The following is a 15,705-nucleotide window of genomic DNA, read 5'->3' on the forward strand; positions in this document are numbered from 1 at the left end:
GTGCTGCGTCGGGGCTTTAGGGTCGCCAGCGGTGGTTGCGTTGCCAGACGTCTCGGGGTTTGCGGATTTCGATGATGCCGTCGGGTGCTTGGCGGAATTGCCAGTTTTCGTCGTGGGCTTGGTGGTGGTGTCGGGAACACATGAGTGTCCCGTCGTCGATGTTGGTGGTGGCTCCGTCGACCCAGTCGTCTCGCCAGTGGTGGCCTTCGCACCAGCCGGGTGGTGCTTCGCATCCGGGGGTGATGCAGCCGAGGTCGCGGTTGGCGATCGCGATCCGCTGAGCCGGGGTGAACAGTCGTTTGGCTCGGCCCATGTCCAGCGGGAGTGCTTTGCCGTCGAAGACCATGGGCAGGATGCCGTGGTTGCAGGCCAACCGGCGTAGCTCACCGGAGCTGATCCGCGTCCCGGTGGTCAGAGTCGCGGCGCCGACCTTCTTCTTGAGGTCGTCGAGGTCGATGTTGACGGTGATGACCGCCGGGGTGCCACCAGCAGTCGGGAGCTTGTCGGTGGGCAACCGTTCGATCAGATGGGCGAAGGCCCGACCCATGCGTTGTGGGTAGGTCAGCTCGTCCTGGTCCCGTTCTTGTTCTGGGGTGAGGTGGCGGCGGCGGGGTGCGGCGATCGCGTCGAGGGCTGCTTTGAGCATTTCCATGTGCAGGGCGGTCAACCGGCCACCGAACCGGCAGGTGCCGTCCTGGTCGTCAGCGGTCCACAGCTCGGTGCGCGCCCACGCCCGCCGTTCACGCAACCGAAGGGCTTCGTCCTCATCGGCGGCGGCGTCGGCGGGTTCCTTGAACGCATCACTGACACGCAGGGCGCGTTGGCGCAGGTCCTTGATCGGGAACCGCTTCGCATCAGCAATCAGGCTGGCCTCGCACGCCGCCCGCTGATCGGCGGTCACACCATCGGGCAGGTCAGCCATCGTGCCGGCGATCACCGCAGCCTGGGACTCGGCCAGCTCACCAGCGGCCAACGCATCCTCAGTCTTCGGCGCAGCGGACAACGCGTTCGCGACCCGCACCGACCGGTCGGCCTCGTACTTGTCGCGTCCGAACCCACGGGCCAGCACCTCACCGGTGCGGACCTTGTCACCCAACCCCGCATCCAACGCCCGTACAGCAGCGAGCTCCTGACCAGCGATCCGCGCCTTGAGCCGCCGCAACCGCTCGACCGCATGCCGCTGCATCGCCGGATCCAACGAGGCGTAAGCCTCGACCGGCATGTCGTCCAGGATCTGGTCGAGCGCGTCCAGGCAGCCCACCAGCGGTGGCGGTGCTGGGACGAGCTCGGCGACCATGATCCCCCGATCACTAGAACATATGTTCGACTGACCCCAATCTACAACAGACCTCCGACACTGTCCATGAACGAAAATCGAGGTGTGGACAAACCGTTTCTCAGTCGGATTGCTCCACGTCACCTGAACCGTTGAGGTCCTTCGTCACGGCCGGATCGCCGCGATACTCGACGTCACCGGAGCCGTCCGTACGAAGGTCGAGACTGGCCTCGACCCAGAGGTCGGTGTCGCCCGAGCCCTTCGTGCTGACCTGCGCGTCAGCCGATGACAGGTGCCCGAGGTCGAGATCGCCCGAGCCGCGCTGGTCGACCGTCAGCTGCTGTGTCGTGCCGGTGAGCTCGAGATCCCCCGAGCCGTCTGCCTCCACGGCCAGTGCGTCGCTGTCGATGCCCTTGGCCGAGACGTCGCCGGAGCCGGAGCTGCCGAGGGCGTCGAGGCTCGGGACGTCGACCTCGACGACCGCGTGGGTGACGCCGTGGGTGACGTGCAGTGTGCCGTCACGGACCTCGGTGCGTACGTCGTCGACCACCTTCTTGGGCGCGACGACCTGCACGTGCAGCGGCCGTCCTACGCGGATCCGCACGTCGGCCGAGCTGTCGTTGGTGACGTGCGTGAACGCGGCGACGTCGCGCGCGTCGGTCGTCTTCGGCCCGTCGTCCGCGCACCCGGAGAGCGCGACGGCGGCGACGGAGGTGAGTACGCCTGCGGTGACCCAGCGTCGGGCCGTTCGGTTGACTGCTGTGGATGAGGTCATGGGTCAACCGTAGGAACGATCCGCGGCCAGGTCAGTGGGGCCGAATCCCGGCTTTGCGGTGGGTCTAGGCCCACCGCAAAGTCGACGTCACCTGTTGCGCGGGCTCACAGGACGATCAGCCCGAGCGTGAACCAGTTTCGCGTCGCCGGGGTGGGATCGGTGTTGCCGGCCGGGTCGATCGCGCGTACGGCGAAGGTGTGATTGCCCAGGAGCGCATTCGTGTACGTCTTGGGGCTCGAGCAGGCCTGCCACGCGCCACCCTCGAGCTGACACTGGAAGCTCGAGCCGCCCTCGGAGGAGGTGAACGCGAGTGTCGCCTTCATCGTCAGGCTCAACGGCGACGGTCCGCTGGTGATCGTCGTCTGCGGCGGCGTGGTGTCGATGATCCAGTCGCGAGTGGCGGTCGTCGGGTCGACGTTGCCGGCCAGGTCCGTCGCTCGTACGGCGAACGTGTGGCTGCCTTCACCGAGGGGGCCGAACGTGTCGCCCGACTCGCACGGCACGAAGGAGCCCGCATCGACCTTGCACTCGAACGTCGACGGCTCGTTCGCCGAGAAGGTGAACGTCGGCTTGACCTGGTTGCTGAGATCCGCCGGCCCGGAGTCGATCACGGTCTTCGGCGGGGTGGCGTCGACCTTGATGGTGAACGTACGGCTGGCCGGGGTCGCGTCGGTGTTGCCCGCCGCGTCGGTGGCGCGTGCCTCGAACGTGTGGCTGCCGTTGCCGAGCAACGCCGTCGTGTAGGGCGACGCGCACGGTCCGAAGTCGGCATCGTCGACCCGGCACTCGAGCGTGGCTCCTGACTCCGGCGAGCTGAAGCCGAACGTCGGCGTCTGGTCGTCGATCGTGCCGGTCGGTCCGGACGTCATGCTGGTGTCCGGCGCGTTCGTGTCGACCGTGAACGTGCGACTGACTGGCGGGCTTTCCACGTTGCCTGCCGGGTCGATTGAACGTACCTGGAAGGTGTGCTCACCGTCAGGCTCCGCGGGGGAGGTGTAGGGCGAGGTGCAGGGACCGAACGACCTGGGCGACACTCGGCACTCGAACGTGCTGTCCGCGTCCGACGTCGCGAAGGTGAACGTCGGAGTGGGGTCGTTGATCAGGCCGCTCGGGCCTCCGGTGATCCCCGTGACCCGTGCGGTGGTGTCGACCGTGAATGTGCGCTTGGCCGGCGTCGGGTCGACGTTGCCGGCAGCGTCGATCGCCCGCAGCTCGAACGTGTGCTGGCCGTCGCTCAACGCTGCGGTCGTCTCCGGCGACGCACACGCGGCGAACGGCTTGTCGTCGACGTGGCACTCGTACGTCGCCGCATCAGACGTGGCGTCCCAACCGAACTCGGGCGTGTTGTCGTTGATGAGCCCGCTCGGTCCGGAGTTGATCGTGGTGTCCGGCGGGGCCGTGTCGACCCGGAACGTGCGCTCGGCTGGGTCGGGGTCGACGTTGCCGATGGAGTCAGTTGCGCGCACGGCGACGACGTGTTCGCCGTCGGCAAGCTGAGGGAACGTGTGCGGTGGCGTGCATGCCGCGAAGGCCGCGTCGTCGACTCGGCACTCGAATGTCGAGTCGGGCTTGGACGAGGTGAACCCGACCGTCGGCGTGTTGTCGTTCGTCACGGTGCCCGGAGCTGACGTGATCGAAGTGGTCGGCGGGTTCCGGTCGACCGTGAACGACCGAGTTGCCGGCGTCGGGTCGACATTGCCCGCAGCATCCCGTGCCCGCACCTGGAACGTGAAGTCGCTGCCACCGAGAAGGCCGGTGTCGTACGGCGAGGTGCATGGGTTGAAGCGTGCGTCGTCGAGTCGGCACTCGAATGTCACACCCGGTTCGGGTGAGGTGAACGTGAAGGTTGGTGTGTTGTCGCTTGTCGGGCCGTCCGGGCCACCCGTGATCGACGTGTCGGCTGCGACCGTGTCGACGGTGAACGTACGGGTGTCCGGCACCGGCTGGACGTTGCCGAGCGAGTCGATCGCGCGGACGGACACCGTGTGCTCACCGTCTGGCAGCTCCGAGGTCGTGAACGGCGAGTCGCAGGCCGTGAAGTCCCCGCCGTCGACTCGGCACTCGAACGTCGCGTCGGACTGGATCGACTGGAAGGTGAATGTCGGCGTCGCATCGTTCGTCGGCCCGCTGGGACCATCGGTGAAGTACGCCTGGGACGGCGTGGTGTCGACGTTGTAGTCACGGGTGGCCGGCGTCGGGTCGACGTTGCCCGCAGTGTCGGTCGCACGTACCTCGAAGGTGTGCGGCCCGTTGTCCACGCGAGCCGGGAACTGCCAGGGCGAGGTGCAGGCTTCGAACGGCTCGTCGACGTCCCTGCGGCACTCGAATGTCGACCCTGCCTGGGACGAGGTGAACGTAAACGTGGGCGTGTCTTGGTTGGTCAGACCGTCCGGCCCGCCGGTGATCGTGGTGTTCGGCGCGGTGATGTCCACGGTGAACGTACGGCTCGCGGGGGTCGGGTCGATGTTGCCTGTGGGATCGGTCGCGCGCACCTCGAACGTCCTTGTCCCGGCGACAAAGGGGCCTGTCGTGTACGGCGAGGTACACGCCGTGAATGGCTGGTCACTGTGGGGACGGCACTCGAATGTCGATCCCGCCTTCGACGACGTGAAGGTGAACGTCTGCGTGGCCTCATTGGTCGGCCCGCTCGGACCGGCCGTGATGGTCGTGTCCGGCGCGGCGCGAGTGTTCAGGAGTACCGCGATGCCGCCAGCGCTCTGGGTCCTCGAGGCGTAGTTGCCCGCCACGAGATCTGGTTCGTGATCGGCGTTGACGTCTGCGATCACCACCGACTGAGCGCCACCAAAGGTTGGGAACTGCGTCTCGTCTCCGAACGTTCCGTCGCCGTTGCCGTGCAGCACGTGGACGGTGCCGTCGGGAGCCTCCGTGCCGTTTTCTGCGACCGCGAGGTCGGAGTGAGAGTCGTCGTTCAGGTCAGCGACCGCGACGTCAAATGCGTGGGGAATCGCGTACGTGGTGGGCGCAGCGAAACTTCCTCCGGCCGCACCGAGCAGAACGGTGACCCCGACGCCGCTGTCGTAACCGACCACGAGATCGGGGTCGGAGTCGGCGTTGAAGTCGTCGACCACGATTGATGTGACGGGGTCGTCGGTGCTACCTGCCGGATAGCCGGTGGCAGAGCCGAACGTTGCCCCCGGTCCACCCAGCAGCACCGACACGGTTGCACCGTAGTTGCCGATCGCGAGGTCTGGATCGTTGTCGTGGTTGAAGTCGCCCACCGCAACTGAGGACGGATTGTCGCCGGCAGGGACGCTCGTTGGCGCACCGAAGGTCCCGCCAGTGCCGCCTAGCAGCACGGAGACGTCGTAGGAATGCTGATTGGCGACCGCGAGATCGGGGTCGCCGTCGCCGTTGAAGTCGCCGATGGCAACCGACACCGGGAAGGTCCCGACCGCAAAGTTGGTCGCCCCGCCGAACGTCCCGTCGGGAGCGCCAAGCAGCACGGAGACATTGTTGCTGGCTGCGTTGGGAACGACGAGGTCTGGGTTGCCGTCGCCGTTGAAGTCGCCGGTCGCGATCGATCGGGGCTCGGACCCGACCGGGTACCTGGTCGGCGCACCGAAGGTTCCGCCGGCACCACCGAGCAGCACCCAGACGCCGCTGGAGTCGCTGACGACCGCGAGGTCGGGATAGTCGTCGCCGTTGAAGTCGCCGCTCGTCATGGCGATCGGGAAGCCCCCAGAGTCGTAGGCGATCGCGGGCGCAAACGATGCAGAGGTGGCGCTGGCCGCGCCGGCCTGCCCCAGCACGAGCACGGACACCGTGGTTGCGAGCACGAGCAGCCGGGCAAGGGTGAGCGCGACGTGCTTGCGCGCCGACCAGGAAGACCTGGGAGTGGTCATGCGAGTGTCCATTCGGGAGGGTTGGGACCGACGTTAGGCATCCCGCGTGCCCGTGTCGTCCGTGCCAGCACGGATCCGGTCTGACCCCTGTCGGTGACAAGGTGGGGGCCATGGCGCTACGGATCGTTCTTGTCGATGACGACAAGCGATTCCGCACGACTGCGCGCCGTGCGCTCGAGGCCGAGGGCGTCGAGATCCTGGCCGAGATCGCGTACGGCGGAGACGCGGTCACCGCGGTCGAGGATTGCTACCCTGATGTCGTCCTCGTCGACGTCCGGATGCCCGGCATCGACGGCATGGAGGTCGCTCGACGGCTTCAAGGGAAGGTCGGTACGACCGTGGTGATCCTGATCTCGACGCTCGACGCCGATCACGGCCGTCTGCTGGCCGACGGCCTCGCGGCCGGCTACATCCCCAAGGACGAGCTCTCGCTCGCTGCGATCACCGAGCTCCTCGACTGATGAGCCGCGCGCTGCGGATCGGCGTTGTCGTCGTCGCGTTGCTCGCCGCCGCCGCGCTGCTCCTGTTCGACATCGACCATCCGTACGACTTCTGGTTGCAGCTCGTCGTCGGTGCGGCGCCGCTGATCCTGGCGGCCTGGTTCTTCCTCGCCCGCACCGCGGACGAACGGCTGGCGCTCGCGCTCGCCGGTCTCGGTACGGGTGGCCCGGACGACACGGTCCGCGATGCGCTCCGCAGGGCGCTCGCGGACCCCGACCTCGAGATCGTCTACACCCAGGTCGGCCGCGGTGGCTGGATCACCGGCCTCGGTGAGCAGACAACCAAGCCGGACTCGGGCGCACGACGGGCGTTCACCCCCATCGATCGCGGTGGCAAGCCGGTTGCCGGTCTCGTCCACGATCGACGCCTGCTGCGGCATCCGGGGCGCCTGCAGGCTGCCATCGACGTGGCCTCCCTCGCACTCGACAACGAACGCCTCAAGGCCCAGCTGCGGGCCGAGCTCATGGAGGCACACGCGTCCCGCTCCCGCATCATCGATGCCGGCGATCGAGAGCTCCGCCGGGTCGAGCGCAACCTGCATGATGGCGCGCAGCAACGATTGGTCGGTCTCGCGCTGATGTTCCGGCTGGCGAGCCGACGCGCCACTGGAGACGCCGAGCTCACGGCCCTGCTGACCGACGCCGCCCGCGAGCTCAGCGACGCGATCTCCGAGCTGCGCGAGCTGACCCGTGGCATCCATCCGGCGATCGTCGATGACGCCGGACTGCGCGGCGCGCTCGAGTCGCTCGCCGAACGCCCAGGCATACCGGTCGATCTGCAGGTCGACCTCCCCGACCGGCTTCCCGAGGTCGTCGAGGTCGCCGGCTACTACCTGGTCGCCGAAGCGCTCACCAATGCCAACAAGCATGCGGACGCCACCCGCGTGACGGTGCGGTCACGGGTGGTGGACGGCGTCCTTCACGTGGCCGTGAGCGATGACGGCGCCGGGGGAGCCGAGGGATCACCCGGCTCCGGTTTGCAGGGGCTGGCCGACCGGATTGCCGCACTGGGCGGTGGGTTCGGGATTGTCAGCCCGGCTGCGGCCGGCACCACGGTGACCGCCGAGATCCCGCTCGTCCAGACCCTGCCCACCGATGCCGAGCAGCGGCGGATGACTGCCCTGCGGTGGTTCGTGCACGAGAACTGGGAGATGCCCGGTGAGGTCGTCGACCAGATCACCGACGAGGACAACCTCGTGGCCGCCAAGGCGATCCTGCTCGCTGCCGGAGGCAACGCGCGGATCACCGAGCGGGAACGCGAATGGTTGATCGGCTACCTCACGGCTGCGCGCGACGCTGACTGGGTCATCGAGGCCGTCAGGACGTACGACGACTCCGACACCCTCGAAGGCTTGATGAAGATTCCGGGGCTCCCCGAGATCGCTCGGGGCCAGCTCTACGACGCCATCCGCATGTGCTCCATCGACGGGCCCCTGACCGCCGACGAGATCGAACGTCTGGAGCGGTCGACCGACGAGCTGGGGATCTCTCGCGAGGAGCTCGATGAGCTGCGCGCGATCGTCGTGGCCGACGCCGGGCTGCGACGCCGACGCTTCAACGCCGTCGCTGCGCCCGTGCTGCCTCGCGGCTTCTTGCCCTCGGTTTGACCGGGCCCTTCAGCTGGCGCTGGTGACGCCGGCGCGGAGGTGCGCGAGCACGGCCAGCACGCGGCGATGCGTGGTCGAGGTGACCTCGAGATCGAGCTTGGCGAAGATCCGGTTGGTATGGGTCTCGATCGTCCGTCCGCTGGTCACCAGCAGCTCGGCGATGGACGCGTTGGAGTGCCCCTCGGCCACCAGGGCAAGCACCTCGCGTTCCCTCTCGGTCAACCGGTCGAGCGGGTCGGACTGCCGCGGTGTCTCGAGGACGTTCCGGACGACCTCGGGATCGATCACGGTGCCACCGTCGGCAACGCGGGTGATGGCGGCGACCAGGTCGGCGTGGGCCGTGATCCGCTCCTTGAGCAGATAGCCGACGCCTCGGCGCGCCCGGATCAGCAGGTCCACGGCATGGTGCGTCTCGACGTACTGGGACAGCACCAGCACGCCGACGTCGGGGTGCTGTTCCTTGATCTCGACGGCCGCCTGCAGCCCTTCGGTCGTGTGGGTCGGCGGCATCCGGACGTCCAGGATCACGACGTCCGGACGGTCCTGCTCGACGACGGGCAGGATGCCGATCGCATCGGCCCGCTGGGCGACCACGTCGACGCCGTCATCCCGCAGGAGGCGCGCGATGCCCTCGCGGACGAGCGGGGCGTCGTCGACCAGCATCACCCGGAGCGCAGCCACGCCGACAAGTATGTCGCGCGAGCCCTCAGCGCCGCAGCGAAATGCTGAGTCTCGTACGTGCTGGCACGGACGACAGGCGGTCTCTGGATTCCTAGTCTGACTCCCAGGCGGGCGAGTCTGTCGTCCCGCGATCAGCTGAGGGGATCAGCATGCTCCGACGTACATCTGTGTCGACGGGCAGGACACTGCTGCTCATTTTGGTGCTGGCCGTGTCGTGCTTGACGTGGACGACGGCCTCGCCGGGTTCTCCGGCGTCAGCGGCATCGGCTGCGGACACGGACCTCTCGAGCCTGTGCGAGTTCAAGTCCTTCACTCCGGCAGGTTTTCCGGCCGAATCGGCGATGGGCCCAGACGGCAACATCTGGTTCGCAGACTGGGTCAACGGCGTCGGCCAGGTCAAGCCGTCGGGCGCCATCACCATGTTCCCGATGTTCAAGAGCACTCTCGACCCAACACTCTCTTTCCCGTCCAACATCGCACGCGGACCCGACGGCAACATGTGGGTGACCTTGCGAGAGCCGGTTGCGGGACTGGTCCGGATCACCCCGAGCGGCACAGTGACCAAGTTCTTCGATGGCATCGACCCAGGCTGGAAGCTCAACGACCTCACTGCCGGGCCCGACGGCAACTTGTGGGTGATCGGTGCCGCCACCAACAAAGTCCTCCGGTTCAACCCGAGCACAGGTGATGTCACAACTTTCGAGATCGGCACCTCCTCGGTGCAGCTCCTGTCCATCACCGCCGGACCTGACGGCAACCTGTGGTTCAGTGGTCGTGACGGCGACCCCTTCATCGGCCGGATGAGCACCGCCGGTGACCAGATCGTCCGGTTCAGTGACGGGATCAGCGGCACTGCGCCGCCGGGTAGCCTCGTCACGGGATCAGACGGGAACATGTGGTTCATCGAAGCCGCGGGCTGGGTCGGCCGGATCACACCGGCAGGTCAGATCACCGACTATCCGGTGCCTGCGGACCCCGATCCAGATCGCCCGCTCTCGCTCACTCACATCACTCCGGCGCCCGACGGAAGTCTGTGGTTCACCGACTACTGGAGCGGTCGGATCGGCCGCGTCACAACCGCCGGTCAGGTGAGCATCCTGCATACGCTCAGCATCACCATTCCGTACGACGGCCAAATGCCGCCCCAAACGATCCAGGTCCCGGTGAAGTCGCCGATCTTCGCCACGGACGGCAAGCTCTGGGTTCTCTCCGGCGGTCTCTCGACCGGAATCTTCGTGCCGACCAGGGTGAATCCGGCTGACTGGTCCACCAACTCCTTCATCGGAGGTGCCGGAGACGTCTCTGCTGATGCCGCCGTCGCGCCCGACGGCACGTATTGGTACACCGGCTTGTTCGCTGGAGTGCTCGGCTACGTGAAGCCGGATGGGGTTGCCGAGGCGCCGGTCGTGGCTGGCGCCGTCTCGCTCGCGAGGCTGTCAGGCATCGCCCTCACTCCGGGCGGAGACATCTGGTTCACCGAGATCGACCGGGACCGGATCGGGCGCCAAAATCAGGATGGCTCGGTCACCCGCTTCAGCGCGGGGATCACGCCAGGCAGTCAGCCGGGCGGCATCACGATGGGTCCTGACGGGAACTTGTGGTTCAGTGAGCAGGGGACGAAACGTATCGGTCGGATCACGCCCAACGGGACTGTCACCGAGCTGCCAGCAACAACAACTGACACACCGCTCAAGATTGTCCGCTCTGGCGCCAACTTGTGGGTTCTCGAAGGCAGGGTTCTTGACGGCGGTGCGGTGGTCCGCGAGCGGATCGGTCGCCTGACTCCCCAAGGCGTTCTGACCGAGTTCACCCCGGACCTCATTCCGGTCGACCCGAACATTGGCCAGACCACGCTGGGCGACATCGCCGCAGGACCCGACGGCAATCTCTGGATCACTGACGCAGGTGGCCGGATCGGCAAGATGACCCCGGCCGGTGAGATCACGTGGTTCGCTACCGGGATACCGGACCAGAGCGTCCCCTTCAGCATCACGTCCGCTGGCGGCGACCTGTGGTTCGGCATGCGAAGCTTCGACGGCATCGGTCGGATCACGACTGACGGCGCGGTGACGCTGTACAAGGCCGAGGCGCCGAACTTCTCGTATCCCATCGCTGACGGCCAGTCCCCGGAGACTGTCGCGTACATCCGATCCCAGATGGGTGCGTGGGGGATCCAGGGCGGCGCGGACGGTTCGGTGTGGTTTGACGGCCAGGCTGGCTTCCTGCCGCTTCGGCACGGCACTGTGCCCGATCGCGTCGGCGAGCCGTGCGACCACGATGAGGACAATGACACCGACCTCGACTGGGCGGACAACTGCCCGCTGACGGCGAACCCGAACCAGGCTGATGCCGATCACGACGGTGTGGGTGACGTGTGTGATCCAGCAGCCGTGGTCTCCGGGCCCCGAATGGTGGGTCGTCTGCTGTCGGCTGGTACTGGTGCGTGGGACGTGAGCGGTCTGGATGTGACGTATGCGTGGATGCGTGGTGGCGTGCCGATCGATGGTGCGACGAGCAAGACGTACCGGCTGACGACTGCTGACGCCCGAAGGGTGGTGTCGGTGAAGGTCACGGCCAAGCGTGGTGGTGATCCGGCGGGTAGCGCCACTGCTTCGGCGGGTGCGATCAGCAGCGCCAAGACGTCGACCGGGATCGTGCTGAACACCAAGACCCTCGACAGCGGGGACGCTTTGCGGGCGACGTTCACGGTCAAGGGCTACAAGGTGGTCCCGACCGGGACGATCAAGGTGTTCTATCGCGGCCGGGTGACCCGGACGATGAAGGTCAAGGATGGTCAGGTGTCGACGGTGTTCCACCCGACGGTGCGGGGCAAACACCTGCTGACCGCGGTCTTCTACGGCGACACCGGCTACGCCTCGAGCAGGGCCAGCGTCTACGTCAGGGTCAACTAACGGCTGGTCACGCCGTCGATCGCCTCGCGGATCAGGTCGGCGTGACCGTTGTGCCGGGCGTACTCCTGGATCATGTGGATGTAGAGCATGCGCAGGGACATGTCGTCGCCGTGGCTGTCGAACGTCACGTCGAAGTCGAGTGCCTTGGCTGCCTCGTCGGCCTCACGCTGCTCGTTGAGCAGCTCGGCCACGGCACGCTCGGCATCCGCCGGGTCGATGACCTTGAAGTCGGTGTCGTCACGGGCCTCGAAGTTGTGCAGGTGCTGGATGTCCTGCTGCGCCAACCGCTTGCGGAACCAGATGCGCTCGACCTTGGCCATGTGGCGTACGAGCCCCAGCAACGTGATGCTCGTCGACGGGATGGGCCGCGACGCGAGCTGTTCGGCGGTCAGGCCCGCGCAGATGTTGAGCAGCGTGACGCGATGATGCGCCAGCATCTCCTCGAGCAGCGGCCGGTCGGGGCCGGTCATCGGGCCCTCGGGCGCAGGAGTCGGGGTCGGTACGGTCCAGGTCATACGCCCGATCGTGTCATGCACTGGTCGCGTCAGTCCCGCGAGGATCGGCTCAAGTCCGAAGTCGAACTAGTTCGAAGTGACCTGTCAGGACCTGTGGATCGGTGCCATGCTGTCGCGTAGCGGAGGTTGAACCGGAGGTCCCTCGTGACCAAGTCAGATCGCGAATCAGTCGTTCCACTCCATCGCGCCGTGAGCGGGTGGGGAAGGTGAACGCGAAGGGCTCGCTTGCCTGGTCGTACGGGCGACGTGTCATCGGTCTGATCGTGGGTGTGGTCGCTGGCGCTGCTGCCGTGGCCGGCGGGCTTGCGGTTGCGGATTCGCGTGACTACGACGGGTCACTGGCACGTACCGCCGCCGCGTGGTGGTCGATTCTGGGCGTGCTTGTCGTCGTCGCGATCACGCTGTTGGCGACCCGAACGTTCAGCACCGACTCTCGTGCCAACCCTGAAAAGTGGCTCAGGCATGGGTGGTTGAGATGGGTCACCCTCGCAGTCGCCGTCGTTCCTGTCGTGATTCTCGGCGGCTGGGCAACGCCGAAGTCGGGTCCGAGCATCGTTCGGCTCGAGCTCGCCGGTTCTGCGCGCGAGGCCGCAAAGATCTCGTATGACTCTGGTGTCCTGGAGGCGGCGCTTCGAGCCGACTGCGCGTTCATCGCTTCGTACGTCCTGCTGCTCGTGTTCTTGACGCGATGGGCTGGTTGCTACTACCGATTGGAACGACTCCGCCGGGCGCGAGTTGCCCTGTCGTTCGCCATCCTCGGGGCGGGTGCTTTCGACCTTCTCGAGAACGGGCTCATGGCCCTCGGGGACAACCATTCGTGGTGGGAGAAGCGCGACCTCACGTGGGAGATCGCAGCAACGTGCGCATGGGCCAAGTTCGCCATCGTGTTCGTGGCCGCCGTCTACGTGTGCGGTGGCGTGTGGGCCTGGCTCTTCACGCCCCCCTGGGTCCGCAAAGCTTCATGGGCGCTGCCCGAGGCCGCTCCGGCCTCGGATGATGACTCGACGGCGACCAGGAGAAGCGACAAGCCTTTCGGGATTGCCCTGTCGGGTGGGGGCATCCGCGCCTCGTCGATCTCCCTTGGGGCGTTGCAGGTCTTGGAGGGCGGGGACGGTCGGCGCCACAATTTCGGGTGGGACAGCGCCTCCGTGGTCACCGCGGTGTCCGGTGGCTCCAACATGGCCGCAGGCTTCAGTCTCGCCCGCTCGTACTACGACACGGAGGTGTACGGCGCGCAGGATCGTCTCGACCCGCCCGCCACTGACGTTCCTGGAGCAGAGCGTCCGCCCGAGACGCTTCGAACACCATGGTCGATGCAGTCCGGCATGACGCTCGAGGAGGAGCACCTCTTCGCCAACCTGGGCTATCTGCTCGCTTCCAGTCCACGGGCTACGGCGGACAGCTCGGAGGCCCCTGCGACGGATGCCGAGATCGCCGCGGATGACACCCCGGCCGCCAAATCGCAGACCTACCGACCCTCCGCCATCGCGACCGTGCTCGCGGGATTCCTCTTGAATGCCGCCGTGCTGAGTGCGTTCTTGTGGGTGCTCGTGACCCCGTTCGGCTGGCTCCTTTCGCAATTGAATGACGGGCCCTTGAACGACAAGGATCACGAGAAACTCCTCGCTTGTCACAACCTGGTCTTCCCGGGTCTGGCGCTGGTGGCCGCGGGAGTGCTGCTCGTCATGGTGTGGGTGCTGCTGGGCCAGTTCCTGAGCCGCGATGTTGCCAGCAACACCAAGAAGCAGGGCTTGTTCCGGTCATGCATGTATGCCGGGTACGGGTCGTTGGCCTTGGGAATCGTGCTGCTGGTGGGCCTCTACGGCTTGCCGAAGCTTGCGGGATGGCTGGACTCCGGTGTGCCGACATTCTCGGGGACCGCCGCGGGACTGGGAGGAGTGCTGGGCGCGGCAGCTCGAATCGTCAAGAAGCCCGGTGCCAAGTTTGCGCCCTACATCGGCGGTGCTGCCTTCATCGTGTTCGCCACGTTGATCGCGGGCCTGTGGACGGGGCGGAGCGCGAGCATGAAAGTGGTGTGGTCGTCCTTCCTGCCTGGCGAACATCAGCAGTCAGGGTGGTGGTGGGTGATCGTTGTGGTCCTGCTCGTGGCCGTACAGCTGTTCTTCAGCCCGGAACGATGGTCGCTTGCGGCGTTCTACCGCGGCAAGCTCCGCATCGGCTATGCCACGTACCGAACCGACAAACCGTGCGCTCCCGGCGAGGTGAAGCTCTCGGTCTATCAGAACGACAACGCGACGAGCGACAAGCATCTGCGTGAGCCCTGGCTGCACTCGTTCCGCCAGGCTGGCAGGCCCTCGACGCCGCTGACCGTCTGCGCCACGGCGACAGTGTCTTCGCGGTCAGTCAAGACGCATTACGGCATCCCGGCGTTGAGCGTCACCTTTGATCCACAGCACGTCGCAGTTCACGTGCCGACCAGCGACCACGGCAGCTGGAGCGTGCACCAAGCACCGACCGAGGTCATCAACGCGATGGGAGCAGCCGGGCACAAGCGCGTGACGACCATGCTTGCCGTCGCGATTGCGAGCGCCGCGGTCTCTCCGGCGATGGGCAGGATCAAGATCGGCCCCACAAGGATGCTTCTGGCCTTCGCCAACATTCGGCTGGGTGTCTGGATGCCCAACCCTCGGTACGCAAACGCGTACGTCGATGGGAGCGCCGATCCGGGTCCGATGACCGAGCTTTCGCACGAGAACCGTGTGGCGCAACCGATCGGATATCCACCGACAGGTCTCGGCTACTTGTTCAAGGAGTTTCTCGGCATCCACGACTTGAGCGACCCGTACGTCTACATGACCGACGGAGGGCACTGGGAGAACACTGGTCTGGTGGAGATGCTCCGTCGCAAGGACATCCAAGAAGTCGTGTGTATCGATGCCGACTGCGGCTCCTTGGTGGCAACCAGCTCTCTGGGCAAGGCCATGGACCTCGCGCCCCTGGAGTGTGACGTGCACATCCAGGCGAATCTCGACCCGCTGCGTTCAACCGCGTCAGTGGATGGCCGCGGATACTCAGTGCGCACCACCACTGTCGGCTTTTTCAGGCGGGGCTCTGAATGGGACAACGCCGGCGTGATCTGGTACTCGAAGCCGGGCTTGACGAAGGACATGCCGGCCTCGATGCTCGGCTACCGAGAGACCCACCCGGACTACCCGACGATCACGACGAACGACCAGTTCTTCGACAGCTCGACGTACATCGCGTACCGAGAGCTGGGGCGCTACAACGGCCGGCAGATATTGGCCGCCCGCAATGCGTTGGTCGACTTCCTGGCAGAAATTCGCGTGACCAAGTCCAGGAAGGTGCTCGGCAGTCTCGACAAGGCGCTGAAAGCGAAGCAGCACTGGGCCGTCGATGACCTCGTGCACGCCATGCATTTCGTCATTGGCGAGAAGCACAAGGTGGCGTTCCTCCAGGGCGTCGCCCGAACCCTTGCGGGAACGACCGCGAAGACTGCGGACCCGATTGCCGCGGACAACGTGAACCTGGTCGGTTGACGGTCTGGCACGCGCGTCAGAGATCCGTGCTGGCACGGACGACTCGGTGGGTCGAACT

General features: G+C 66.4%; 9 protein-coding genes. 4 read left to right on the top strand and 5 right to left on the bottom strand.

Annotation, left to right across the window (positions count from 1 at the left end):
* Positions 1 to 16: 16 nt before the first annotated feature.
* From ASE12_RS17970 to ASE12_RS17980, 3 genes are all read right to left on the bottom strand, one after another.
* Complete coding sequence (locus ASE12_RS17970; RefSeq protein WP_056403834.1) at positions 17 to 1,297, bottom strand: HNH endonuclease signature motif containing protein; 1,281 nt, start codon at positions 1,295 to 1,297, stop codon at positions 17 to 19.
* Between the two features lie 100 nt (positions 1,298 to 1,397).
* Complete coding sequence (locus ASE12_RS17975) at positions 1,398 to 2,051, bottom strand: GIN domain-containing protein (protein ID WP_056403836.1); 654 nt, start codon at positions 2,049 to 2,051, stop codon at positions 1,398 to 1,400.
* A gap of 104 nt (positions 2,052 to 2,155) precedes the next feature.
* The gene (locus tag ASE12_RS17980) at positions 2,156 to 5,914 is read right to left on the bottom strand and encodes an Ig-like domain-containing protein (protein WP_056403840.1); all 3,759 of its coding nucleotides are present in this window, start codon (positions 5,912 to 5,914) and stop codon (positions 2,156 to 2,158) included.
* A gap of 110 nt (positions 5,915 to 6,024) precedes the next feature.
* Here ASE12_RS17980 and ASE12_RS17985 point away from each other — a divergent pair, with 110 nt between their 5' ends.
* Both ASE12_RS17985 and ASE12_RS17990 read left to right on the top strand, forming a co-directional pair.
* The gene (locus ASE12_RS17985) at positions 6,025 to 6,375 is read left to right on the top strand and encodes a response regulator transcription factor (protein WP_056403841.1); all 351 of its coding nucleotides are present in this window, start codon (positions 6,025 to 6,027) and stop codon (positions 6,373 to 6,375) included.
* Positions 6,375 to 8,021 carry a histidine kinase gene (locus tag ASE12_RS17990; RefSeq protein ID WP_056403844.1) on the top strand — a complete coding sequence of 549 codons (1,647 nt, stop codon included), beginning with the start codon at positions 6,375 to 6,377 and terminating at the stop codon, positions 8,019 to 8,021. Before ASE12_RS17985 ends, ASE12_RS17990 begins: the two co-directional genes overlap by 1 nt.
* 9 nt (positions 8,022 to 8,030) lie before the next feature.
* Here ASE12_RS17990 and ASE12_RS17995 read toward each other — a convergent pair whose 3' ends face one another.
* Positions 8,031 to 8,702: a response regulator transcription factor gene (locus ASE12_RS17995; protein ID WP_235508941.1), complete on the bottom strand. Its 672-nt coding sequence runs from the start codon at positions 8,700 to 8,702 to the stop codon at positions 8,031 to 8,033.
* A gap of 149 nt (positions 8,703 to 8,851) precedes the next feature.
* Here ASE12_RS17995 and ASE12_RS18000 point away from each other — a divergent pair, with 149 nt between their 5' ends.
* On the top strand, positions 8,852 to 11,614 hold the full coding sequence (locus ASE12_RS18000; RefSeq protein ID WP_082582380.1) for an Ig-like domain repeat protein: 2,763 nt from the start codon (positions 8,852 to 8,854) through the stop codon (positions 11,612 to 11,614).
* Here the strand turns inward: ASE12_RS18000 and ASE12_RS18005 are convergent.
* Positions 11,611 to 12,129 carry a DinB family protein gene (locus ASE12_RS18005; RefSeq protein ID WP_056403848.1) on the bottom strand — a complete coding sequence of 173 codons (519 nt, stop codon included), beginning with the start codon at positions 12,127 to 12,129 and terminating at the stop codon, positions 11,611 to 11,613. The two genes, ASE12_RS18000 and ASE12_RS18005, sit on opposite strands and share 4 nt — an antisense overlap.
* Positions 12,130 to 12,335: 206 nt before the next feature.
* Between ASE12_RS18005 and ASE12_RS18010 the strand changes: the two genes are divergently transcribed.
* Positions 12,336 to 15,647, top strand: coding sequence for a hypothetical protein (locus ASE12_RS18010; protein WP_157413051.1), 3,312 nt, complete (start codon positions 12,336 to 12,338; stop codon positions 15,645 to 15,647).
* Positions 15,648 to 15,705 lie beyond the last annotated feature (58 nt).

The organism is Aeromicrobium sp. Root236, assembly GCF_001428805.1.
Lineage (GTDB): Bacteria > Actinomycetota > Actinomycetes > Propionibacteriales > Nocardioidaceae > Aeromicrobium.